Origin of the sequence: uncultured Mucilaginibacter sp., assembly GCF_903913935.1 — a bacterium.
Taxonomy (GTDB): domain Bacteria; phylum Bacteroidota; class Bacteroidia; order Sphingobacteriales; family Sphingobacteriaceae; genus Mucilaginibacter.
This window is the reverse complement of the sequence record NZ_CAIWNH010000348.1, coordinates 1-25289: the sequence shown is the minus strand read 5'-3', so window position 1 is coordinate 25289 and position 25289 is coordinate 1. Positions and strand designations below refer to the sequence as shown.

21 protein-coding genes are annotated in these 25289 nt (G+C 44.6%); 7 read left to right on the top strand and 14 right to left on the bottom strand.

Annotated features, from left to right (window positions below):
- Positions 1–42 precede the first annotated feature (42 nt).
- Both cysM and epsC read right to left on the bottom strand, forming a co-directional pair.
- Complete coding sequence (gene cysM / locus QZY09_RS13825; RefSeq protein WP_295673280.1) at positions 43–915, bottom strand: cysteine synthase CysM; 873 nt, start codon at positions 913–915, stop codon at positions 43–45.
- A gap of 5 nt (positions 916–920) precedes the next feature.
- Positions 921–1730: a serine O-acetyltransferase EpsC gene (epsC, locus tag QZY09_RS13820; RefSeq protein ID WP_295673278.1), complete on the bottom strand. Its 810-nt coding sequence runs from the start codon at positions 1728–1730 to the stop codon at positions 921–923.
- A gap of 300 nt (positions 1731–2030) precedes the next feature.
- On the opposite strand from epsC, the gene QZY09_RS13815 reads away from it, so the two are divergent.
- Both QZY09_RS13815 and QZY09_RS13810 read left to right on the top strand, forming a co-directional pair.
- Positions 2031–2822, top strand: a complete 792-nt coding sequence (locus QZY09_RS13815) for an NIPSNAP family protein (RefSeq protein ID WP_295673276.1) — start codon at positions 2031–2033, stop codon at positions 2820–2822.
- A gap of 72 nt (positions 2823–2894) precedes the next feature.
- Complete coding sequence (locus tag QZY09_RS13810; protein ID WP_295673275.1) at positions 2895–3770, top strand: TIM barrel protein; 876 nt, start codon at positions 2895–2897, stop codon at positions 3768–3770.
- Positions 3771–3841: 71 nt separating this feature from the next.
- On the opposite strand, the gene QZY09_RS13805 is transcribed toward QZY09_RS13810, so the two are convergent.
- On the bottom strand, positions 3842–5962 hold the full coding sequence (locus QZY09_RS13805) for a family 20 glycosylhydrolase (protein WP_295673273.1): 2121 nt from the start codon (positions 5960–5962) through the stop codon (positions 3842–3844).
- A gap of 9 nt (positions 5963–5971) precedes the next feature.
- Positions 5972–6571 carry a TetR/AcrR family transcriptional regulator gene (locus QZY09_RS13800; protein ID WP_295673271.1) on the bottom strand — a complete coding sequence of 200 codons (600 nt, stop codon included), beginning with the start codon at positions 6569–6571 and terminating at the stop codon, positions 5972–5974.
- A 154-nt stretch (positions 6572–6725) separates the two neighbouring features.
- On the opposite strand from QZY09_RS13800, the gene QZY09_RS13795 reads away from it, so the two are divergent.
- From QZY09_RS13795 to QZY09_RS13780, 4 genes are all read left to right on the top strand, one after another.
- Positions 6726–7268 (top strand): peroxiredoxin, encoded by a 543-nt coding sequence (locus QZY09_RS13795; RefSeq protein ID WP_295673270.1) that lies wholly within the window; start codon positions 6726–6728, stop codon positions 7266–7268.
- Positions 7269–7600: 332 nt separating this feature from the next.
- Positions 7601–7936, top strand: a complete 336-nt coding sequence (locus tag QZY09_RS13790) for a DUF1475 family protein (RefSeq protein ID WP_295673269.1) — start codon at positions 7601–7603, stop codon at positions 7934–7936.
- Positions 7929–8723, top strand: coding sequence for a DUF1295 domain-containing protein (locus tag QZY09_RS13785; protein WP_295673267.1), 795 nt, complete (start codon positions 7929–7931; stop codon positions 8721–8723). Before QZY09_RS13790 ends, QZY09_RS13785 begins: the two co-directional genes overlap by 8 nt.
- Positions 8724–9017: 294 nt before the next feature.
- Positions 9018–12269, top strand: coding sequence for a S41 family peptidase (locus QZY09_RS13780; protein ID WP_295673266.1), 3252 nt, complete (start codon positions 9018–9020; stop codon positions 12267–12269).
- Positions 12270–12369: 100 nt separating this feature from the next.
- On the opposite strand, the gene QZY09_RS13775 is transcribed toward QZY09_RS13780, so the two are convergent.
- The 8 genes from QZY09_RS13775 to QZY09_RS13740 all read right to left on the bottom strand — a co-directional run bounded on the left by QZY09_RS13775 (position 12370) and on the right by QZY09_RS13740 (position 21957).
- A complete protein-coding gene (locus QZY09_RS13775) occupies positions 12370–13257 on the bottom strand; it encodes a hypothetical protein (protein WP_295673264.1) in 888 nt (295 codons plus the stop codon).
- Positions 13258–13341: 84 nt separating this feature from the next.
- On the bottom strand, positions 13342–14268 hold the full coding sequence (locus QZY09_RS13770) for a hypothetical protein (protein ID WP_295673263.1): 927 nt from the start codon (positions 14266–14268) through the stop codon (positions 13342–13344).
- A 150-nt stretch (positions 14269–14418) separates the two neighbouring features.
- Positions 14419–14973 (bottom strand): hypothetical protein, encoded by a 555-nt coding sequence (locus QZY09_RS13765; protein ID WP_295673262.1) that lies wholly within the window; start codon positions 14971–14973, stop codon positions 14419–14421.
- 37 nt (positions 14974–15010) lie between these two features.
- Entirely contained in the window at positions 15011–16195 is a 1185-nt protein-coding gene (locus QZY09_RS13760) for a M20 family metallopeptidase (protein WP_295673261.1), read from the bottom strand.
- Positions 16188–16631, bottom strand: coding sequence for an SPOR domain-containing protein (locus tag QZY09_RS13755; protein ID WP_295673259.1), 444 nt, complete (start codon positions 16629–16631; stop codon positions 16188–16190). The genes QZY09_RS13760 and QZY09_RS13755 overlap by 8 nt, the downstream gene beginning before the upstream one ends.
- A 136-nt stretch (positions 16632–16767) precedes the next feature.
- Entirely contained in the window at positions 16768–20076 is a 3309-nt protein-coding gene (secA, locus tag QZY09_RS13750; protein WP_295673257.1) for a preprotein translocase subunit SecA, read from the bottom strand.
- A 325-nt stretch (positions 20077–20401) separates the two neighbouring features.
- Entirely contained in the window at positions 20402–21286 is an 885-nt protein-coding gene (locus QZY09_RS13745; protein ID WP_295673255.1) for a cupin-like domain-containing protein, read from the bottom strand.
- Between the two features lie 152 nt (positions 21287–21438).
- Entirely contained in the window at positions 21439–21957 is a 519-nt protein-coding gene (locus QZY09_RS13740) for a hypothetical protein (RefSeq protein WP_295673253.1), read from the bottom strand.
- Positions 21958–22116: 159 nt separating this feature from the next.
- On the opposite strand from QZY09_RS13740, the gene purD reads away from it, so the two are divergent.
- Positions 22117–23391, top strand: coding sequence for a phosphoribosylamine--glycine ligase (purD, locus tag QZY09_RS13735; RefSeq protein ID WP_295673251.1), 1275 nt, complete (start codon positions 22117–22119; stop codon positions 23389–23391).
- An 85-nt stretch (positions 23392–23476) separates the two neighbouring features.
- Here the strand turns inward: purD and QZY09_RS13730 are convergent, their stop codons facing one another.
- Positions 23477–24622 carry a TlpA disulfide reductase family protein gene (locus QZY09_RS13730; protein WP_295673249.1) on the bottom strand — a complete coding sequence of 382 codons (1146 nt, stop codon included), beginning with the start codon at positions 24620–24622 and terminating at the stop codon, positions 23477–23479.
- Positions 24623–24668: 46 nt separating this feature from the next.
- A partial coding sequence (locus QZY09_RS13725) for a peroxiredoxin (protein WP_295673247.1) occupies positions 24669–25289 on the bottom strand: 621 nt, incomplete at its 5' end.

Sequence of the window (25289 nt, the reverse complement as noted above, 5' to 3'; positions counted from 1 at the left end):
TTGGGCGACCACAAGGGTCGCCCCTACGTATATTCCTTCTTTTTACCCAAACAAATCGCTGCTCAAATACCGGTCGCCGCGGTCGCAGCAGATAAAAACGATGGTGCCTTCCGTCAGTTCAGCGGCTAGTTTAACCGCTGCAGCCATAGCGCCCCCGCTGCTCATGCCGGCAAAAATAGCCTCTTCTTTGGCCAGGCGGCGCGCCATTAGGGTCGCTTCCGCTTCGGAAATATCCATTACCCTGTCCACCCGTTCCGGCTCAAAAATTTTGGGCAGGTATTCCACCGGCCAGCGGCGGATGCCTGGGATGGACGAGCCTTCGGTAGGCTGGCAACCTACAATTTGTATATTGGAGTTTACTTCTTTAAAATAGCGTGAACAGCCCATAATGGTACCGGTGGTGCCCATCGAGCTTACAAAATGGGTGATCTGCCCCTCGGTGTCTTTCCAGATCTCCGGACCAGTAGTATGGTAATGCGCCATATAATTATCGGGGTTGCCAAACTGATTCAAGAGGAAATATTCGCCGCTTGCGCCTTTTTCTTCGGCATAATCGCGACACCGTTCAATGCCCTCCAGCAGGGTAACCTTCGCGCCGAAGGCCTCCATTGTAAGTGTACGTTCGCGGGTGGAGTTATCCGGCATTACCAGTTCAATCTCCAGCCCGTACAGAGAAGCGATCATCGCCAAAGCGATACCGGTATTGCCGCTGGTGGCCTCAATCAGTTTGGTGCCGGGCTTAATGTCGCCGCGTTCTATCGCTCTTTTGATCATGTTTTTGGCTGCTCGGTCCTTAACGCTCCCCCCGGGGTTATTGCCTTCCAGTTTGCCAAAAATGCGCACATTGGGGTTTGGGTTGAGTTTTTTAATCTCCGCCATCGGGGTATTGCCGATCAGATCAATAATGCCTGCCATAAAACTTATACTTTTTTCTTTTTAAATACGCTGATCTCCGACTTATGGTACACGGTTGAATGCGCGGGCACGCTTTTGGTAAGCCAAACATTCCCGCCGATAATACTATCGTGGCCAATTACGGTTTCGCCACCCAAAATGGTAGCGCCTGCATAAATCACCACGTTATCTTCCACGGTGGGGTGGCGCTTGCTGTAGGCCATGCTTTTTTCAACGCTGAGCGCACCCAAAGTAACGCCCTGGTACAGCTTTACATGTTTACCGATGATACAGCTTTCGCCGATAACGATGCCCGTGCCATGGTCTATATAAAAATATTCATCGATCTGCGCTGCCGGGTGGATATCGATCCCTGTTTTGGAATGCGCCCACTCGGTTAAGATCCGCGGCAACAGCGGTACCTCGTGTTTGTATAAACTATGTGCCAGCCTGTAAAATGAAATAGCGAAGAAACCCGGATAGGTACGGATTACTTCAAATTCGCTGCGTGCCGCCGGGTCGCCGTTAAAAATTGCCTGGATATCTGAATTTAAAACCCGGAACAGGTCGGGCATTTCTTCAAAAAACAATTTGGCCAGCAGTTCATTATTACAATCGCGGCAGGCGCGGGTAGCATTTAAAATATAGGCGAGCTCATTCTCCAGCCGGATAAATTCATTTTTTACCTGCTTAAAGTCGATATAGTCTTGTTTGGATTGTTCAGGGAACAATAAACGGATCACCTGCAGGGCCCATGCCGTAATTTCCTTGTTGGAGGGCACTGCATCCACCAGCTGGTGTTTGTTGTAAATTTCCCTGTAAAATTGATCGTCCATTTTAAATTTAAGTCTATGCCCGGAATGCTAAAAATCAGGTAAAATAATCGTTATAAAAAGACTTTTAAACCCGGGCGTACAAGTTTATATAAAATAATGTTGTTTGTTTGTAAAAAGAAGTGGAATAGTGATTAGAGACTGGAGATCAGAGATTAGGCCGAACTTGTGTCTTTTCCTGATTTCCAATCACTCGTCTCTAATCTCTAAAGGAATGGTGATTACGGGTTCGAGATCAGAGATTAAGCCGAAACTAATGTCTTTTCCTAATCGCTAATTCACTGGTCTCTAATCTCTAACATTATGCAACGACGCTCATTTGTGAAAACTTCCTTACTGGCAACCGCAGCAACGGCGGTAAGCCCAAAACTAGGCAGCGCGGCCGAAAAGCTAAAAGGCGGCAGGGAATTTTATGAACTAAGGGCTTATACCCTTAAAACAGAACAGCAGCAAAAGCTGGTTGAAGGCTATTTTAAAGATGCATTCATCCCGGCATTAAACCGTTTGGGCTTCAAGGCTATTGGTGTTTTCGCAGAGTTGAAACCTGCAGGGCAAACAAAAATCTATGCGCTGATCCCTTATAATTCATGGGACGATTTTATCAATGTACAGGACAAACTGGCTGCCGACGCCGCTTATTTGGAGGCCGGCGCCGCTTACCTAAACGCACCGGCGACTGATCCGGCTTATGAAAGGATAGAAAGTTCGTTACTAAAAGCGTTTGCCCATATGCCCAAAATGCAGGCGCCTGCACAAAAGCCGCGTATTTTTGAGCTGCGCCGTTACGAGCACGCCAGTGAAAGCGCCGGGCAAAAGAAACTGGAAATGTTTAACGATGCAGGCGAAGTAGATATTTTTAAAAGGCTTGGGTTTGACCCCGTATTTTTTGGTGAAACCGTTATCGGCGACCTGAGGCCCAACCTCACCTATATGGTCACTTTTGATGATATGGCCGCGCACGACAGCCATTGGAAAGCTTTTGGGAGCGATCCGGAGTGGAAGAAGATCAGCGCCATTCCTGATTATGCCGATGCAAAGCTGGTTTCGCGCATCACCCCCACCTTTTTGGTGCCCTGTGATTGCTCTCAAATTTAATGTATTAAATTAGTGGCATTTTTTGATTGTGTCAATAATACACATATATTTACCGCTACCAATTCATAAATCATGACGACCAGACGATCCTTCCTCAAAACTTCGGCGGTGCTTTCTGCCGGGCTGTTAGTGGCTCCTAAATTATTTGCCTACGATAAAAAATATATCGGGCTGCAGTTATACACCGTTCGCGACGCGATGGATAAGGACCCGCAGGGCACCCTTGCTAAAGTGGCAAAGGTTGGCTTTAATTCGGTAGAGGCGGCAACTTATACCGGCAGCGAAAAGTTTTATGGGATGGACGGGCTTAGCTTTGCCAAAGTTTTAAAAGACAATGGCCTGAGTTTGATCAGCAGCCACTATCGTTTGGGTGAGGACATCCCCCGAAGTAAAGGCACGCTGTTAAATGACTGGCAGAAAGCAGTAGATGATGCCGCTCAAATCGGCCTTAAATATATGATCTGCGCATGGTTATCTCCTGCTGAACGCGGTCTCCTTGATCATTACAAAAAAATTGCCGGTGATCTTAACACTGCCGGCGAAATTTGCAAAAAAGCAGGCATCCAGCTTTGCTACCACAACCATGATTTTGAATTCATCAAACAGGATGGTAAATATCCGTACGAAATGCTGCTCATCAACAGCGACCCTGACCTGGTAAAAATGGAAATGGACATGTACTGGATGACCAAGGCTAAACAAGATCCGATGACGCTGTTTAACCAATATCCGGGCCGTTTCCCGCTGTGGCATTTAAAAGACATGGACAATACGCCTGAGCAAAAGTTTACCGAAGTAGGCAATGGCGTTATCGACTTTAAAGCGATATTAAAACATGCCAATAAAGCCGGCCTTAAATATTTCTTTGTTGAACAGGATATTTGCCCCGGCGATCCGATCGACAGTATCACCAAAAGCTATAACTATATTAAAACCAATTTGGTTTAACGACCTCAAATCAATCAACTCTGGCCGGGCTTTCAATTGAAAGTCCGGCTTTTTTATGCGTTGAAGTTTGTTTAAAACATGGAATATGCTGCTGGTTCAGGCTTTAGTTTCCCGGTAACCAGCGCTTCAAGGCTTTGGCCGATGGCCAGCTGAACTTCATGGCGTGGTTTTTCCAGTTGTTGCAGTTGTTTAAGCTGATCATCCTTGTTGCCTTCGTTATTTAATGCCTGTAAAACAATGCCGGCCGCATTAGAAAGATTGTCAGACAAGTCGGCGATCTGTTGCAGGTAGGGCGAGTTGGCTGCCAAAGCATTAAACCTTGCCTTATTACTTTGCCACCGTTGCAGTTGGGATTTAATTTGCTCCAGGCTGGCCGCATCGTGTTTATCCAGATACGTTGCTACCAATTGCCTGAAATACCAGCCGGTTTCTGAGTCCGTATGCACTGCATCAGCGATGCCAACCAGCGGGGTGGTAAGGGTGGTTTTTGCATGAACCTCTCCCGGCGATAATATTGCAGCCATCAGGCGCTTGTATCCTTTTACCTGGGTATAAACATTGCAAAGGGTTATGGCCGTGTTCAGCTCCTCGTCGTTTACCCAACGGTCGAGTATTTTGATATAGCTGTCATATTCATTTACCGCCCTGTCGTTCAGTTCAAAATCCAGGGCCCATAAACGGCGGTACATGTCATCGGCGCTTCTTACACCCGCATCCGACCAGAATCTTTCCGCAATTGCTGCAGTACGCGGCCAAACGCGGATCTCCTCGTTGCCACCATCCACCAGTTCGCTCCACATCGCCGCTTCACCGCCCAATATGCCCTTTTCGGCTGCTGCAGCATTAAGGTTAGCCGGAACCGGGTCGGTTAAATAATGGATATAAGCCGGGAAATACATATCCAGGTAATACCCTGCTGAAATGATCACCTGGTTATGATGCCCAACAATGCTTTTTACCAGGGTGTCTGCAGGCGCCGCAGGTTTCCATTTTTGGATGATCACATCCTGTGGAACAGTGGCGTTAAAGGTCTCTTCCCAGCCAATAATGCGTTTATTATATTTTTGGGCGATGCCATGCATGCGGTTAACGAAATAAGCCTGTAGGTCATCTGTGGTTTTCATGCCTTTGGCTTTCATAAATGCGGCGATGGCGGGGTTTTGCTTCCAGGCTACGCCGTTATTTTCATCTGCCCCGACGTGGAAATAAGGATCGGTAAAGATGCTGCTCATTTCCCTTAAAAATTGGTCAAAGAAAACATAAGTACTTTCTTTGGTAGGGTCAATAGTAGGGGTTTGAACCTGATTGATGAGTTGCATGATCTTGCCCAGGCTGGAGTTTTTGATCGTGTCAATATTAAAACGCCTGGCGGGTTTGTAGTTTGCCGGGTAGCTGGCTAAAAAAGGATAAGCCGCTAAAATACTTGAACAATGGCCCGGCAGGTCAAATTCAGGTACAACGATGATGCCCCTGTCATGCGCATAGTTCACCAGTTCTTTAAGCTGATGCTGCGTATAAAACAAGCCATTTGAGCCGTTTTCCTGCAGCTTGGGATAAACTTTTGATTCCACCCTAAAGCCTTCATCGTCCGAAAGGTGCAGGTGCAAAACGTTCATTTTTACGATCGCCATGGCATCCACATTCCGTTTCAAAACTTCAAATGGTATAAAGTGCCGCGCCACATCAATCATCAACCCGCGCCATTTAAACCGGGGCGCATCATTGATCTCAACTGCCGGGCAACAAAAACCGCTGCCCGCTGGCGTCAGAAGCTGGTAAAGCGTTTCAAGGCCATGTTCGGCACCAATGTCAGTTGTTGCGGTCAGCGCGATTTTTTCCGGGGTAACGGTTAGGGTATAACTTTCATCTATCCCTATTACAGGGTTTATACTCTTTTGGTAACTGATCGCCAATTGTGCATCCGCAGGATTTTCTTTCCCTGAAATATATTCCTGCGGAAAAATAACGCCGGTGCGCTTAGCAAGTTGTACGTAAAAGCGGTTTACGGACGCAATTAATTTGGGGCTGCCTGGGCCATTGATCCCGACAGCGAACTTGTTGGAAATGATAAACCTACCGGTTTGCAGCTTTACGGTCTGCGGCCGAGGCAGCAGGTTAAGCGAATCAGTCGTTTGGGCGCCGGCGGACAAAAAGCCCCAAAAAATAAACAGGGTTGTAAAAATGGTGCGCATAATTTTATTTTAAATGGATATTTCTTTCAATTGCCTGATGACCTGTAATCCTTTTTCGGTGCAGATGCCCCTTAAATAGACCATCATGGTATGTTTAATCAATTCGTTCTTCTGTTCCCGGCTTTTATAAACACTATTCCGTGTAACCGAAGTATACATCGCCGACAGTGTTTCGAATACGATAGGCGCCTTTAAATAAGCCAAAAAATATTCTTCGTTAATTCCTTGTTGTATCAGCAATATTATTTTCTTAAATGCGCCGCTCACCTGCTCTTTCATCACCCTGTCCTGCAGCGCCGGGTAGTAGTAGTTCAGGTCGTGGTAAAACAAGTGATTGGTCCCAAAATCCAGTTCCATCGATTTTGAATAGACGGAGACTATCGCGGCCACCGGGTTTGGTGAATCTTTGAGCATTTCACTGATGCCATGATCTGCTCCCCGATAATGCAGCCCCAGGCAATCTTCCAACAACGCTTCCTTATTGCTGAAATATTTATACATGGTTTTTGTAGAGATCCCAAGTACCAATACCAGTTTTTGCAGGGTCATCTTGCGGATACCATGTTCCAGGAATTGTTGCAACGAAGTCTCAATAATTCTCTCTCTCATCAGCGCGGTGGAAAATATTATTCAAATATAATTTTCCACTTTCGCTTTGGAAAATATTTTTTTAATAATGTTTTCCAGATCTATTTTTAGGTGCTTTAATGAAAATATTTTCATTTCATAAATCGCAAATGGTATAAATTCCCGTATGTTGTGTATGATGAAAAACAAATTAACTGGTTTCCTAATAGCAATACTATTACTGGTAGCTATAAATTATAAGGCCCGGGCGCAGGCTGAAAAAAGTACGCTTGCGGTGGGTGACAAATTGCCAAATTTTTCGCTGACCGACCAGGATGGAAAAGTTTTCAATAGCGCCGATCATATTGGTAAAAACCTTCTCGTTATTTATTTTTATCCCAAAGATGAAAGTATGGTTTGCACCAAAGAGGCCTGCACTTTCAGGGATAGTTTTAATGATTTCAGCAAAGCTGGCGCAAAGGTTATCGGCATAAATGCCGGTACAGTTGCCAGCCACAAGGCTTTCAGTGATCATTATAAACTGCCGTTTACGCTGCTTAGCGATCCGGATAATAAAGTGTATGGCCTGTTTGGGGTAAAAAATAAAATGTTCATGACCGGCAGAGAAACTTTTATCGTAGATCTTCATGGAAGGATCGTTTTTGCTTATGAAGCCATGATGCAGGGTAAAAAACACGCGGACGATGCATTGGCGTTTATAAAGGCGCATGGTAATTAGTTGATTGGGTTGATTAAGTTGACTTATTTGACCAGTATGATCCTCCCACGACAGAAAATAAATTTTTAATAGACATTGATGCCCAATCAACCATTAAACTCAATTAACTAATGATCCTCATCTTCTTCCTGGCCCACTGGTTCCTTTCACTTTTTTTTCAAGCATTTTTTTGCACCGGTATGCCTCTCATAAAATGTTTAAAATGAATGGTTTTTGGGATGGGACATTTTATTTAGCTACTTTTATTTTCCAGGGATTGTCATTTTTAAAATCCAGGGCTTACACTATGATGCACTGGCTACATATTATCAGATTACGAAAAGCATAACCCGATGATCACAGCATTAAAAATCCTTTTTAGTATCCTGTTTGTAAGTATGTGCTATACCGTTATCAGCACCAGTATACACAGCAATTTATTTGAGCAATGGAATTTTTTAGCTACCATTCCCTGGATGCGTGCCACACTTTGGGATTTTTATGCCAATGTAACGGTCATATTTTTGTGGGTGTGCTATAAGGAAAATAGCATGTTTTTGCGGATCATTTGGTTAATACTGCTGGTAACGCTTGGCAGCATCGCAACTTGTGCTTATATGCTGATCCAGCTATTCAGGCTCAAACAAAATGAAGGTTTAAAAGATTTATTTGGTAAACAAAATGGATAACATTTCAATTTATTCATTGGTGGGCTATTCGGTCCTTGCCTGTTGCATCATCATGTTCCTGGTGTGGATCTGGTCGCTCAGGATAAAAAATGCAGGAGTGGTTGATATCTTCTGGTCGTACAATTTTCCCGTGATAGCCATCATCCTGTTACTGCTTGCGCCGGGGTTTGAAACCCGAAAGCTGCTGCTCTGTGGCATGGTGATTGTTGCGGGCGGGCGCCTGGGCACACATTTGGCGGTAAGGGTATTAAAATACCTGCGGCAGGAGGAGCCGCGCTATGCGCAGATCCGCAAGGACTGGGGCAAAAATGCCGAAGTAAAAATGGCCTTTTTTTTCCAGGCGCAGGCCCTCTCTAACGTTTTGCTCGCTGTCCCATTCTTTATCATCACCCTGAATACCACCCCGCAACTTGGCGCGCTTGAGTATGCAGGGGCAGCTTTATGGCTGATCAGCGTAATCGGCGAAGCAACCGCCGATGCGCAGTTGGCCGCGTTTAAAAAAGACTCCGCCAATAAAGGAAAAGTTTGCGATACCGGCCTTTGGGGCTATTCACGCCACCCCAATTATTTTTTTGAATGGCTGATGTGGGTATCCTATTTTGTTTTTGCCCTTGGTTCCCCTTATGGCTACCTGGCCATTATCAGCCCGGCAATCATCCTTTATTTGCTTTTAAAAGTAACCGGTATCCCCACTACCGAAGAGCAATCCTTGCGCACAAAGGGCGAAGCATTTAAAAAATACCAGCAAAAAACCGGCGCTTTTGTGCCCTGGTTTAAGAAGGGCTAGATTGGTTTATAATAAAGTCGCTGACGTTTTTAAACGCAGAGGACACCAAGAAGGCGCGGAGAGCACTGAGAAAAAAATCGGCTATTGCAAATCTCAGCGCCCACTGTGCCTCTTCTGCCTCGCTGTGTTAAAATTTGAAACTGATAGTTAATCAGAGGGTAACTCTTAGCCCCTACACATATTTGTTTAAAATATTTGCAACTAATCCGTCCTCAAATCGTCTTACCTAAAAAATTAAAAGCTTTTAAATCTGTTACAATCTTTCACTACTTTAGCTTTTCAAACTTAACCTGCATGAAAAAACAAATTTTTACTCTCCTCATTTTCTGTGCATTTATAAGCCGGTCACTCGCGCAGGACCACTTGCTTTGGATGCAGCAACCTGCAATTTCGCCCGATGGAAACTGGATCGCTTTTGAATATAAAGGCAACTTGTTTAAGGTTTCATCCGCTGGTGGCGCGGCAGTTCCTTTAACCATCAACAGCGCCTACAACGGCTACCCGGTTTGGAGCCATGATGGTAAGTCGATCGCTTTTGCGTCAGACAGGAATGGCAATTTTGATGTGTTTATTATGCCCTCAAGCGGTGGTGCAGCTACCCGTTTAACTTATAATTCGAGCAAGGATATCCCTTACGATTTCTCAGCCGATAACCAGACCGTTTATTTCGGTACCCGCCGCTATGATGTGGCCAGTTCCGTACGGTTTCCGGATGATTATTATTTTACCAAATTGTATAAAGTACCAGCTAAAGGCGGCCGCAGTATCATGGTTAACTCTGCGGGTACCGAAAATGTTCACTTTGACAAAGCCGGCGATAAATTCATTTTCCAGGACCGCAAAGGTTATGAAAATCCCTACCGCAAACACCATACTTCAGCGGTTACACGTGACATCTGGATCTATGATGTGAAGAATAATGCTTATACCAAAGTATCGCCATTTGTTGGCGAGGACCGCGAACCCGTTTGGGGCGAGGGCGATAAATTTTATTACCTGAGCGAACGCAACGGCAATCAAAATCTTTATGGTTCCTCCGAAGCGGACATCAATAACATCACCCAATTAACTCATTTTGATAAAGACCCGGTACGTAACTTGTCCAGGGCTGATAATGGCACCTTTTCCTTTACCCAGGACGGTGATATTTATACTTTAAAAGAAGGCGGGCAGCCCCAAAAAGTGCCGATCACCGCGACAGCTGATTTTAATGGTGACCAGGTAAAAAACATCCCTGTGATGGGCCAGGCTACCGAAATGGCGGTATCTCCTGAAGGTAAAGAGGTAGCTTTTGTTTACCGGGGCGAGATCTTTGTTACTTCGGTTGATGGCAGCATTACCAAACGAATTACCAACACGCCATACCAGGAGCGGATGATCCAGTTTAGCCCGGATGGGCGCAGTATTTTGTATTCGGTTGAAGATGGAAAGTCGTGGGACATTTACAAAGTATCCATCGCCAATAAAAACGAGCCCTACTTTTATGCCTCCACCACCTTGAATTTTGAGCCGGTAATAGCTACGGATAAGGATGAATTCCAGGGTGTTTATTCGCCCGACGGCAAAAAGATAGCCTACCTGGAAGAAAGGAATATTATAAAAGTTTACGACATCGCCAGCAAAACATCAACCACTTTGCTGCCCGAAGGTGTAAACTATTCGTATGCTGATGGTGACCAATATTTTACCTGGTCGCCTGATGGTAAATACCTGCTGGCGCAATCAAGCGAAGGGCATATTTTTACTACCCAGGTGATCCTTTTTAAAACGGATGGCAGCGGTAAACGGATTAATTTAACTCAAAGCGGTTTTAATAACGGACAGCCCCAATGGGGAATGGGCGGAAAAATGATGTACTGGTTCTCGGATAAAAACGGCATGAAAAACTTGAGCCGCGGCAGCCAGAGCGATGTTTTTGCGATGTTTTTTGACCAGGCAACCTGGGACAAATACCAGTTAAGCAAGGACGACATTACGATAAAGAACGAACAGGAAAAACGCGATTCTCTCGAAATAAAAAAGAAAGAAGCGGCCGCCAAAAAAGGCAAAAAAGATACCGCAAAAGTGAAAGCCCCTGATTTTGTGCCCAACCTGGATAACCTTGACAACCGCACGGAGCGGCTTACCATCAGTTCAACCGATATTGCTGATGCCAAACTATCACCTGATGGCGAAAAGCTGTATTACCTGGCCCGGTACGATAAGGGTTACAACTTATGGGTAACCCAACCACGAACCAACGATACCAAAATGCTTGCCGAACTAAAAGACCCCAATGGCTCGCTGGTGATGAGCAACGACGGAAAATCCTTATTCCTGCTGGCAGATGGCAGCATTATGAAGGTAGGTGTGGATGACGGCAAGGTAACGCCCGTGCAAATAAAATCCAATATGGACCTGGATGCGGCTGCAGAAAGGACCTACATATTCGACCATATTTACAAACAGGTGCAAAAGAAGTTTTTTGACCCTAAACTACAGGGGGTAGACTGGAAATATTACCACGACAACTATGCGAAGTTTTTGCCTTCTATCAATAATAATTATGATTTTGACGTATTGCTCAGCGAGTTTTTGGGTGAATTAAATGCTTCGCATACCGGCAGCGGTTATGGCCCCCGTTTTCCTGACGGCGACGCCACAGCCTCCTTAGGTTTACTGTACGACAATTCAATTGGCGGCAACGGCCTGAAAGTAGTCGACATTATTGCCGGCGGCCCTTTTGACATTGATAAAACCAAATTGAAAAAAGGCGATGTGATCGATAAAATTGACGGAACGCCAATTACGGATGATGAAGACTGGGCAAAATTATTAAACCATAAAGAAGGGAAATACACCCAGGTAAATTTCCATAACCCAAATACAAACGAACAATTCCAGGAAACGGTAAAACCTATCAATACAGGAATGGAAGGCAATATGCTGCTTTATAACCGCTGGATAAAAAAGATGGAACATTTAACCGACAGCCTATCCAACGGGCAGGTGGGTTATGTGCATGTGCGCGGTATGGATGACCCGAGTTACCGGGTTACTTTCGACAGGGTTTTGGGTAGAAATATTGATAAAAAAGCACTGATCGTTGACACCCGTTTTAACGGCGGCGGATGGCTGCATGATGACCTGGCTACCTTTTTGAGCGGGAAAGAATATTTAACCCTGCGCCCGCAAAGCAATAAAACCCAGGGCGGCGAATCCATGAACAAATGGACCCGGCCAAGCTGCGTTTTAATGAGCGAGGGCAATTATTCGGACGCGTTTATTTTCCCTTACGTTTATAAAGAATTGAATATCGGCAAGCTGATCGGCATGCCGGTGGCAGGTACCGGAACAGCGGTTTGGTGGGAAGATCAGATTGATAATACCCTGTACTTCGGCATCCCGATGATCTCCACCTACGGCATCAACCAAACCGAACCAACCGAGAACCACCAGCTGGAACCGGACATAAAAATAAGCAATGATTATGTAAAAGAATTGGCCGGCGAAGACCAGCAGCTGGAAACAGCCGTAAAAGAAATGCTGAAACAGATTAATAATTGATTTTTTGATTGCACCGATTTTGTTTGTGATTACACCGATAATCAAAACAAAATCGGTGCTTTTTATGGGCTATTAGTATAAGTAGAGACCAGCATTACCGTTAATTGTATAGCTTAAATTCAAACGGTTCATAGGTAACACATTCGTTCCTCACCTTAATATTTTTCTTTTCAAAATCTTCTTTTAGCTGCAGCCACTTTTTACTCCAAATAGAGCCTGCGGGATACATCTTGCTTTCAAAATCATTGGTAATTACCCTCAAACAAACCGGCATTTTATAATGGGTTTCAAAAACAACTTCTCTGATATCTGCCAGTGGATAAAATTTTCTATACCAAAATATGTTGTGCAACCGGATTACTAAGTGTTCCGGTGAAACACCAAAATAGTATAACCTGAATCCCATCATGGCATAAAAAAACACGCCCAAGATCAGGAGCCCAATAGCAAAAGCCATCAGGCCCGACCAAATAACAGAAATAATAAAAAAAGCCATAAACATAAAAAATAGCCAACGGAAAATACCTTCAAAGCACAAAAGCTGATACCCTTTGTAATAAGTAAAGCTATTGTCATCTAAAACGCCAAGGTCTGCGCTGTTAGCCGGGACTTTTGAGGAAAGGGTATTTTCGACGATGCTTCCGATTAACTTTTTTATTTCAGGCGTATTCTCATACATGTCGTCCAGTATGTATTTCTCCTTTTGTCCCTTAAATTTAAGAAGCACTCCCTCCTTCGGATCGCTTAACATAAATTTGAAAGGCCGCTTACCTGTCATTTCAAACTTTTCCAAGTCCGCCCAAAAACAGGGCGCAGTATCGTTGAAAGATATTGAATTACTGTTAACCCGGATGGTTGGTGCATTTTGGTAAAAGCGGTAAACAACGTAAAAAGGCATTAGGGCAAGTACTACGCCTATAACGATCATAAAAATCTCACCGCCCTTCGAAAGCGCTTCTTTGTGTAATGAAAGAAAAATTAATGCCATCACCACAAAAAACAAAGAAAACCCCGCTATTGCTAGGTAAAACTTTCCGAAATGCCTTCTGCTGGTAATGGTCTCCAATATAATTTATTCCTTTTTAAAATTCTTATGTACAACTAAAAAACTTGCCCGCTCAACCTTATGAAAAGGCACATCCCAGTTGCCCTGGTAGGTGATCTTTACCGGCAATAGTTCACCATTATATTTCCCCAGCTCAATATTCATCTGCACATCAAAGCTAAAGATCCAGTTGCTGTATTTCATATCGATATACCGGCCCAATATCTGGAAGTTGCGCGTATCAAATATAGTGGTCATTTCTTTTACAACCACATCATTATCGCCTTCACTTGGCTTTCTGACCACGCGGAACCTGTAAACCGGGATGGAGTCGAGGTACTTGCCACGCGAGAACTGGTAATAGTAATAGCCGCGCATATCCTTTGAAAACAATTGAGTTTTGCCGCTGATAAATGGCAAGCCGCTTACCTTATGCCCGGGCGAAAATATCAGCGTCTTTAATCTGTCCTTATACGATTCGTTTTTACCGCCGGAGCCTGGCAGCGCCGGCCCTTTTATAAAATCAGAATTGTAGGCATTCATAAAAATAAAGTCAAACATCTCCACGGTATACAACTGGTATTTGCCGTTGGATTTGTACACATTGCCGGTATCCTGTTTCGCCAAAAAATCCATCCGGTGTTTCCCGTTTATATTGCTGTGCCTGATCTTGCGGTAAATACGGCCGTCAACCTTATTCTTTTTATTGTAAGTATAAATGCGGTTCTCGGCAATAAAATCATACTTTTTCATATTGCGGAAAGCCTGGTAAAAGCCGGTATCAGCCAGTACCGCATCAATAAAATCCTGTGCATTTAAATGGTGCGAGTGGATATTGATGGCTGAATCAATAGTGATGGTGCGAATAGAGTCGGGATTAAAGCGCCTGATCTGCTGCGCATAGGAGCTGAAAGCGAAAAGCAAAAAGCAGAAAGCGAGAATGTTTTTCTTCATTTTGGTGGGCCAAGGCGCTAAATTAACGATAGATGATATAGCAAAAAATGACAACGATCAGTAAAACAAGCGCAATATATCACAAATTTTAAACCGTGCCCATGTATTTTGATTCAACACCAAAAAAGTTCAGGCCAGGGAACAAAATCTTCAATTAGACTTCACAGACACAACTGGCGGCGGCGGATTTGGGTCGACATAACGCGAAAAATGGCCGTCAAAATATTTGTAAATTAGAAAATTACGATATATATTCTGTAGTGACGGAGCGGGTGCATCCTTATTCAACTTGTAAATGGATCGAAATGTTGTAACCTGTGCACTTTTAGTAAAAAAGTCATCGAAATAATCATTGATCCAAACGAAAATCTTATGCCCTCGATATTGAAAATAGCCATAATTGGAGACATTAGTACCTGTTTTATTAATTTCATAGTTCATAACGTCCATATTGGTTTCCGCCATTTGAAATAACAGGAATTTTCCCTTATGAATGTCAACTCTCCAGCAGCTATCCACGGTGATTTTAGTACTGGCCGCATAATATGGGTAATATGGCGCCTTAATTTTAATAGCGGTATCCAGCAAGCCGTCGATCTCTTTATTTTCGACTATAAGTGGAACCGGGATCAACTGCCTTGTCTGCGCGTAACCATTGCCCAATCCTAAACGGGCCAATAAGCAAAAGGCAAAAAATATCTTCATAACTGTTTACTATGAACTATGATCCATGAACCACCTATCAATTCCCCAACTGCTTAATGGCCATATAGGCCATCAACCCGGTACTGATCTTAAACGCGTCTTCCTCAACATCAAAGGTGGGGGTATGTACGGATGAGGTAATGCCCCGGCTTACATTACGGGTACCCAAACGGTAAAAGCAGGAATCAGCTACTTGGGAGTAATAGGCAAAATCTTCGGCGGCCATCCAGATATCCAGGTCGAGTACGTTTTCCTTGCCCAGGTAATCTTCGGCAAAGCCACGGGCTGATGCAGTCAGTTTTTCTTCGTTGATCAAAAAGGGGTAACCGCGCATGATATTAAAATCGCAGCTGCCGCCCATACTTTCAGCGATGCCTTCAGCCATTTTTTTCATTTTGACATGGGCTTCGCTCCGCCATTTTTCGTCCATTGTGCGGAAAGTCCCTTCCAGGTAAACCTCGTTAGGGATCACATTGGTAGCGCCGTTGGCGATGACCTTGCCAAAAGATAGCACCGACGGGCTTTTAGGATCCGCGGACCGGCTTACTATGGTCTGTAACGCTGTTAATATATGCGCGGTAATGATGACCGGGTCGATGTTTTGCTGGGGCTGCGCGCCATGGCCGCCTTTGCCATACACGGTAACATAAATCTCGTCGGTTGAGGCCATGTACTTACCCGCTCTGAAACCCACCTTACCCGCATCAATCAGAGGCATCACATGCTGCCCTAAAACCGCGTGCGGTTTTGGGTTTTCCAGTACGCCTTCCTTGATCATTAAACTTGCGCCGCCCGGTAACTTTTCCTCCGCTGGTTGGAAGATCAGTTTTATTGTACCTCCAAACTCGCTTTTCAGCGCGGTCAGTATTTTTGCAGTGCCCAGCAACGATGAGGTATGTGCATCATGGCCGCAGGCATGCATCACGCCAACGTTCTGCGATTTGTAGGCCACTTCATTAACTTCGGTAATCGGCAAGGCGTCCATATCTGCGCGCAGCGCTATTACTTTATCAGATGGTTTTTCTCCTTTTATCAGCGCTACCAGGCCATTATCGGCCATTTTTTGGTAGGTGAGGCCCAGTTCGTCCAGCTTCCGGCCAATGAAGGCCGAAGTTTCATACTCATGGAAGGAGAGTTCGGGATGGGAATGTAAGTGGCGGCGGTTGGCTACCACGTCATTAAAAATATCTTTTGAAAGCTGTTGGATCTGCTCTTTAATCATTTGACGCGTCGGATTTTGGAGGATTTATTTTTGAGGGGATGATAAACAGGCTGCTGAACATGCCATGTAGATCGCTTTGCATTTTCTGGGCTTCCAGCCTGGAGCGGAAGTCGCCCACCTGTACTTTAAAATTTGGTTCGGTGTAGGAAACATAGGTTGGCACATCAGGGTAATCGTTCATGAATTTAGCCTGAGCGCTATAAGCCGACTGCCGGTTCGATCCAAAATAAATTTGTACCCGGTAACCGCTTGCTGTGCTTTCACTACCGCCTGTGGTTTTATTCAACTGTGGCCGCCTGGCAATAAAAGTATCAATCAGCGGATCTTTTACCACCTCAACCTTGCCGCGGGTTTGTGCCGATGAAAACGATGGGACAAAAAAAATGCAGCAACCTAACAGGCCTAATTTAGCGATGTAAGATGCTGCGTTTTTCATGCCCCCTCTAAATCTCCCCCTAAAGGGGGAGACTTTTATTTTTTTTAAAACCATAAACCTCGCCCAAATCCCCAAATAAGGATTAAAACTTTGCCCTCGTTTTTCCTCCCCTTTAAAGGGAGGTCAGGTGGGGCTTTTACACCAACCCTACACCATGGCAATTCTTGTATTTTTTACCGCTGCCGCAAGGGCAAGGGTCATTTCTGCCTATTTTATTTTCAACTCTTACGGGGGCTGCTTTTTGCAGTTCGCGCATATCCTGCATGGCTGCGCCGTTAGCTTCGCTTACCAGTTCGGGTTTCGAGGTGCGCATTTTCTTCAGGTCCAATTTGGGCTGAGGTTTTGCTTCGCGCACTTCATCGGGCTGCTGCTGAACCGGGATGCCTCCCCTGAACAGGAAGCTTACCAGCTCCTTATTCACACTGGCCAGCATTTGGCGGAACAACTCAAACGCTTCAAACTTGTAAACCAGCAATGGGTCCTTCTGTTCGTAAACCGCGTTTTGTACAGATTGTTTTAACTCATCCATTTCGCGCAGATGCTCTTTCCAGGCATCATCGATCAGGTAAAGGGTTACATTCTTTTCAAACGATTTGAAAACTTCCAGGCCGTGGTTCTTAATCGCTTTTTTAAGCGGAACAGAAACCTGGATGCCGTGGATACCATCGGTAAATGGCACCATGATGTTTTCAACATACTCACCGCGGGTTTCAAATACGTCTTTTAAAACCGGGTAAGCCTGCTGCGCAATAGCCTCCTGTTTGCGTTTGTAAAACTCAGTAACGGCGGCAAATACCTTATCAGTCAGGCTGGCAATGGTAATATTTGTCCAATCTTCCTGGGTGATTTCAAAATCCAGCGAAAAAATGCGGATCATTTCCATATTAAAGCCTTCGTGATTGTTGGCTTCTTTATATTCTGTCACCACATCTTCAACTACATCAAATACGGTGTTGCTAATATCCACATCCAAACGATCGCCAAACAAAGCATTTTTACGTTTAGAGTAAATAACGGTACGCTGTGAGTTCATCACATCATCATATTCCAGCAAACGTTTACGGATACCAAAGTTGTTTTCTTCAACTTTTTTCTGCGCACGCTCAATGGAATTCGAGATCATGGAATGCTGGATCACCTCGCCCTCTTCAATACCCATCTTCACCATCAGGTTGGAGATCCTTTCGGAGCCAAACAAACGCATCAGGTTATCTTCAAGGGATACAAAGAACTGCGATGATCCCGGGTCGCCCTGCCTGCCCGCACGGCCGCGCAACTGGCGGTCAACACGGCGCGATTCATGGCGCTCGGTACCCACAATGGCCAAACCGCCGGCTTCCTTAACGCCGGGGCCTAATTTGATATCCGTACCACGGCCGGCCATGTTAGTAGCAATAGTAACTGTCCCCGTCTGACCGGCTTCGGCAACAATATCTGCTTCCTTTTGGTGCATTTTCGCATTCAGTACGTTATGCTTTATGCCACGTAATTTCAGCATCCGGCTCAGTAATTCCGAGATCTCAACCGAAGTGGTACCAACCAGTACTGGTCTGCCTGCAGTTGTTAATTTGCTGATCTCTTCAGCAACGGCATTGTATTTTTCCCTTACGGTGCGGTAAACCAGGTCCTGCCTGTCTTCACGGCTGGTTGGGGTATTGGTTGGGATTTCAACCACGTCAAGTTTATAGATCTCCCAAAACTCACCGGCTTCGGTAACTGCAGTACCTGTCATGCCGCAAAGCTTGTGGTACATCCTGAAATAGTTTTGCAGGGTAATGGTGGCAAAGGTTTGCGTAGCGTCTTCAACTTTTACGTTTTCTTTCGCCTCGATTGCCTGGTGCAAACCGTCTGAATAACGGCGGCCATCCAATACACGGCCGGTCTGCTCATCAACGATCTTCACCTTTCCGTCGTCAAGAATGTATTCTGTATCCTTTTCAAACAGGGTATATGCTTTCAGTAACTGGTTAACGGAGTGGATGCGCTCAGATTTGATCGAAAAATCGCGCATCAGGGCGTCTTTCTTCGCCATTTTGTCTTCGGCAGGCAGAATTGATTTTTCAATCTCAGATATTTCGGTGCCCACATCAGGCATTACAAAGAAATGTGGATCTTCACCAGAGGTAGTGATCAGTTCGATCCCTTTTTCAGCCAGTTCCACCTGGTTGTTTTTTTCGTCGATAATAAAAAACAACTCGGCATCAACCTTTGGCATTTCCTTGCTTTGGTCCTGCATGTAATAATTCTCTGATTTCAACAGCAACTGCCGGTTAGGGCCTTCGCTCAGGAATTTGATCAGGGCTTTGCTTTTTGGCAGGCCACGGAAAGCACGTAATAATGCCAGGCCACCTTCGTCGGGGCCGGTTTTTCCTTCGGCTATTAATTTTTTTGCTTCGTTTAAAGCGCCATTCACATAATTTTTCTGCGCATTTACCAGGCGCTCAATACGCGGTTTCAATTCATAAAACTCATGTTCATCACCGCGGGGAATAGGGCCGGAAATGATCAGTGGGGTACGCGCATCGTCAATCAGCACCGAGTCAACCTCATCCACCATGGCATAATGCAGGCGGCGTTGAACCAATTCTTCAGGGCTACGTGTCATATTGTCACGCAGGTAATCAAAACCAAACTCATTATTGGTGCCAAATGTGATGTCAGCAAGGTAAGCAGCGCGGCGTTCCTCTGAATTTGGCTCGTGTTTATCGATACAATCAACACTTAAACCGTGGAATTCGTACAACGGGCCCATCCATTCGGAGTCACGTCGTGCAAGGTAATCGTTCACGGTTACAATATGTACACCTTGTCCGGCTAATGCGTTTAAGTATGCAGGCAGCGTAGCTACCAGCGTTTTACCTTCACCTGTCGCCATTTCAGAGATCTTGCCCTGGTGCAATACAATACCGCCGATCAGCTGTACATCGTAATGAACCATATCCCAGGTAACTTCGTTACCTGCGGCGATCCAGGTATTATGGTGGATGGCTTTGTCGCCCTTAATGATCACATTTGATTTGCGGGCAGCCAGGTCACGGTCAAACTGGTAGGCCGTAACTTCGATGGTCTTATTTTCTTTAAACCTGCGGGCAGTTTCCTTTACAACAGCAAAAGCCTCAGGAAGTAAATCCATCAAAATAACTTCCAGCTCTTTGTTACGGTCTTTTTCCAGCTTGTCCAACTGGGTATATAAACCCACCTTTTCGCTGACGTCCATATCCGGGGTGTTCTCTGTTTGATCCTTTATTGCAGCAATTTCTGCATCAATTGAGGCCAGCCCTTCACTTATAATTTTCTTAAAGCCAAATGTTTTGTCCCTAAGTTCGTCGTTGCTTATTCCGTCCAGTTTGGCATATTCGGACTTCACCTTGTCTGCTAAAGGCCACAAAACCTTTACATCCCGTTCCGACTTGTTCCCAAAAAGTTTGCTTATAAAATTTAACATGTTATTCTTTTATGATGCGATAATACTCAACAATTGCGCCATAGCAAAATTGAGCCAATATGACAGGCAAAGCTACATTTTTTTTGGGATTACACGGATTTTAAAGGGTGATTTCACCGATATGATGGTTTGATTACATTGATTTTGATGAAACGCGGGGCCGGTTTGACTTTTTGCCAGACGGATAGTAATTAAGAAAATTAAATAAAATTTGGCTTTCAAGCCCGGTTCAAATAAAAAATCCCCTAACCGGTTTGCCATGTCAAAGGATTTTAATCACTTTTTCTAAATCGGTGAAATCAAAAATAACAATCGGTGTAATCCTCTACCTATCCTGTGCATTCATAATACTGCCTACTATTTTACCATAGGCTAAAACGGGTAATGCGGCTATAGATATTTTTTTCTTCCAGTTGATGTACCGGTCTTTTATAAAATTATCCCAATTATAACCGTTGAGTTGAGCGCGGCCGAGGGAGATGCATGGCTCGTTTATTTTTGTGGTATGCCACCATCCTGAAGGAAACAGCAGTGTTTCGCCCTCAAGCAGCGTAAATTCTATTGGTTTGGCGTTTTTAAACAGGGGGAATTTTTCATAATCAGGGTTGAGGAAATTTACCTGCGAAAATTTGGGGTTGTCCGGGAACGGGTACATATATGGTGTTTGATCAGGAGGGTACATGATAAACACCTTTGAACCGTATACCTGGGTAATCTGGGTATGCATAAACAAAGCATCAAAATGCAGGTAGGGGAAACTTGAACCCTTGCCACCCAAAAATATTTCGTAAACAGTGGTGCCCTGTAATAGCTTTTTGGGCATCAGTTTATGGTTGATCCTGTCGATATTTCCGTAAATGATCTCGGGCAAAAAGTCGTCCATCAGTTCCGGAAAAACTTTTTTAACATCAAAATTATAGGGATATGGCGCCGGATTTTCGGCAGTTGAGGTTAACATCATGTCGATAAAATCGCCCATGTTATAGTTAACACCATTAATATTTTTGTTGATGTGTGCGTAATGTTCTTTAAACCAGGCAGGTGTAAATTTCTTCATCGCCTTCCAGTCTTTTGCGGCGTCTTTTAAAACAACTGGCAGTGATTTTTTTACATATTCATTGATAAATTCCTCATGCGGAAGGTTTGTGCGCCTGTCGACCGTAGTAATTTCCTGGTAAAGGGGTGTAACCGGCAATTCGTCTGTAAGCATCTTCAAATAATTTTATTTGTAGCGAAAATATTTTATACGGACGGGATATAGTAAAAGTTTTACAGTTGACGGTTTGCAGTCAGTACATTTTTAAGGAGTTATATTTGTAAAGCGACCAGCAGCCGGCGATCGGCCAACTACGGCCCGGAAGCCTACTCTTCTTCCTCCGGATCGTCGCCGGTTTCCTCGTCTTCGTCAAAATCACTAAAGAAACGGTCCTCATCAAACATCAGGTCTTCCAATTTTTCCTGTTCGGGAGTACTGGTATCAAACCGGATGGCCCAGTTATCGGGGATATCATAGGTTTTATCAAATCCCCTTATCCACGCTACAAAAACCTCCCTGAACTCTTCCACCTTATCGCGCATCAGGTCAACATAATCTTCTTCATTGATCTCCACCATCGACGAAAATGACACTGCATTAAACATATCCTGTACTGCCAGTTTGATTAAAACCGCATTTTGCATACGCAATGAATAGAGTCCACCGCCTTCGGCCCCGGCAATTTTTGCCTGTACCATTGCGGCATTGCTCAATATCTGCGCCGCCAGGTGTTCTTTCATTTCGTCTTCTTTAAGCGCATCGGCAATTACTTCAGCCAGGTCAAATAATTCCTGGGCCTTTTGGTATACCGGCAACTTTTCATATTTATCTAATCGGCGCGACATAGGATGAGGAAGTTAATGTGCAAATGTGCGGATTTCAGATGTGCAAATGAAAAAAAAGGCAAATAAGGCTGAATCAACGTAATTTAAGATCATCTGCACATTCGCACATCTGCATATCTGCACATCCAAAACATCTGCACATTTACTATCTTTGCCCCTATGAACATCCTGCTCCTCGGTTCGGGCGGAAGGGAAAGCGCCTTCGCCTGGAAAATTGCTCAAAGCCCAAAATGTCAGCAGCTTTTTATAGCGCCCGGTAATGCCGGTACCGGCCATTATGGTACAAACCTGGATATTAAGGTAACCGATTTTGAAGGGATAAAGAAAGCTACGCTGGAAAACCAGGTCGACCTGGTTTTGGTTGGCCCCGAGGAACCATTGGTTAAAGGCATTCATGATTTTTTCCTGGCGGATGAGCTATTGAAAAACATCCCTGTTATTGGCCCGCAAAGTGAAGGCGCCCAACTGGAAGGAAGTAAGGATTTCTCCAAACAGTTTATGGTGCGCAATAACATTCCTGCCGCCGCATCCAAAACTTTTACCAAAGATACTTTACATGAAGGCTGCGAATACCTAACAACCATAGGTTTGCCAATTGTATTGAAGGCGGATGGCCTTGCAGCAGGTAAAGGCGTATTAATTTGTGCTTCCGTAGAAGAAGCAAAACAGGAATTAAATGAAATGCTGCTTGAAGCCAAGTTTGGCGATGCGAGCTCAAGCGTGGTGATCGAACAATTTTTATCAGGTATCGAGCTTTCGGTATTTGTGATGACCGATGGTACGCACTATAAAGTTTTACCCGAAGCCAAAGATTATAAAAGAATAGGAGAAGGCGATACCGGTTTAAATACCGGTGGTATGGGTTCGGTAAGCCCGGTACCTTTTGCTGACGCGGCCTTTATGAAAAAGGTAGAGGACAGGGTGATCATCCCTACGGTTGAAGGTTTGAAGAAAGAAAATATCCCCTATAAAGGTTTTATTTTTATCGGCCTGATGAACTGCGCCGGCGAACCCTGGGTAATTGAATACAATTGCCGAATGGGTGACCCTGAAACCGAAAGCGTAATGCTGCGGATAGAATCAGATTTCGTTGACCTGCTGTTGGGTGTTGCTGAAGGCAATCTTGACCAAAAAGAATTAGTTATCTCCAAAAAAGTAGCGGCAACCGTTGTAATGGTGGCAGGCGGCTACCCCGGCGAATATTTAAAACATAAAACCATTGCCGGGATTGAAAATGTGCACGATTCAACCGTTTTCCATGCGGGCACCTACCTGGATGGCGAAGAAATAAAAACGTCCGGAGGCCGTGTTTTAGCGGTTTCAACTTTACAGGATAATTTATTTAACGCATTGCAGCAGGCTACCGCCGACGCCGCACGTATTTATTACGACGGTATGTATTTCCGCAAGGATATTGGATTTGATTTGTTGTAGGAAGTCAGAAAGAAGCTGCAAATAAAAAGTCCGAAAGTGACGGCAATTTCTTCATCTTTCGGACTTTTTTTTGCAGGGACAAGTTCTATTTCCCCGTATTGGGTTTTGCAAAAATCTCCGCTAACTTAGCTTCCAATTCTTCGCCTGTAAGCATTTTGGCAATAATTTTGCCGTCGGGGTCAAGCAAAAAGTTTTGAGGGATCCCCCTAACTGCATAAAGGTCGGCATCCTTGCTGTTCCAGCCTTTCAGGTCCGATACCTGGGTCCAGTTAAGCCCGTCTTTTTTTATGGCACCGAGCCAGTTCTTTTTGCCGGTTGGCTGATCTAATGATACGCCGAGAATCGTAAATTTTTGATCCTTATAATGATTATACGCTCTTACAATATTGGGGTTTTCACGGCGGCAGGGGCCACACCACGATGCCCAAAAATCAACCAATACATATTTGCCCCTGAAGGAAGACAGGCTAACCATAGTGCCGCTGCTGTCGGCCTCGGTAAATTCAGGAGCGATGGCGCCTATGGCTACGGCTTTAATTTTTGGCAGCCTGTCGCTAAATTTCTTGCCGGCATCAGTCAGTTTTAACCCGGCTGATAAACTGTTGTACAAGGGCGCAATGTCTGCATAATCGGCGCCATAGGCATACATTTCCAGCGCAGATAAGCTGATATAGGAATCCGGATTGTCCTGCACGAATTTTTTATTGATTTCGGAGCTTTGATCATCGATCGCTTTTTCAGCCCTGCTGTTTTCTTTTTGAAAAGCCTCAGTTTGCAATTCCTCTGGTTTCGCTGCTTTTCTCTTTGCTGCCAGAACAGCGTAGGCGTCCTTAGTTGGTTTTAACAGTGCGTTATACCGATCATTATCTGCGTTTGTTTTTGAGCCCTCAATTTTTGCGTTAGCAATAAAATCGCCGCTACTTACTTTTAAAACGCCCTGTTCAATATAAATTTCCTTGTAGTTGTTTTCAGTAAACCTGGCTCCCGTACCTTTTTCATTGAATATCAGGTATGCACTAACAGGCTCTGCCCCAACGGTACCGCCGAAATGGAAAGTTCCGTTTTTGAGGATCACTGAATCGGTCGCCTCCTTATCATTAATATAGGTACGTAAATATATTTTGGCGGCCTTGTTAAACGATCCCAAGCTGCCGTCGATTGTATATTTACCGGCTTGCGCCAATCCCATTGCCGGTATTGCTGCCAGCGCTATTAACAGTATTTTTTTCATGTTTGTTATTTTATTCCAGAGGCAGGCTAATGATCGGGAAAATCTATCATTTTCCCAAAACCTGCTCCAGCATATTCTCCAGGTCGCCGCCGCGAAGGTCTTTTGCAACGATCTTTCCATTGGGGTCTATCAGGAAATTTGACGGGATAGAAGTGATGGAATAAAGCGTTGCCGCTTCGTTGTTCCAAAATTTAAGGTCGGATACCTGGGTCCAGCTTAAGCCATCATTTTTTATGGCCGCCAGCCAATTGTTTCTAGCATCAGGTTTATCAAGGGATACACTTAAAATAGTGAAGTTTTTATCTTTATATTTATTGTAGGCCTTTACCACATTTGGGTTTTCTTCGCGGCATGGGGCGCACCACGATGCCCAAAAATCAAGCAATACATATTTACCCCTGAACGATGAAAGTTTTACCGGAACGCCGTTTACATCGTTTTGTGTAAAATCAGGGGCCATAACACCAACAGAAGTGTGCCTTAATACATCAAGCTGTGTTTTAAAAACCTTTGCAGCTTCCATGTTTTTTAGTTCGGTAGACAATGAATTATACAAAGTATCCAGCTCGGCCGGGTCAGGCGAAGGGCCGCCTACCGAATACAGGGCCAGTATGCTTAAATAGCTGTTAGGGTTTGATAAGATAAACATCTTGATCGCCGCTTTTTG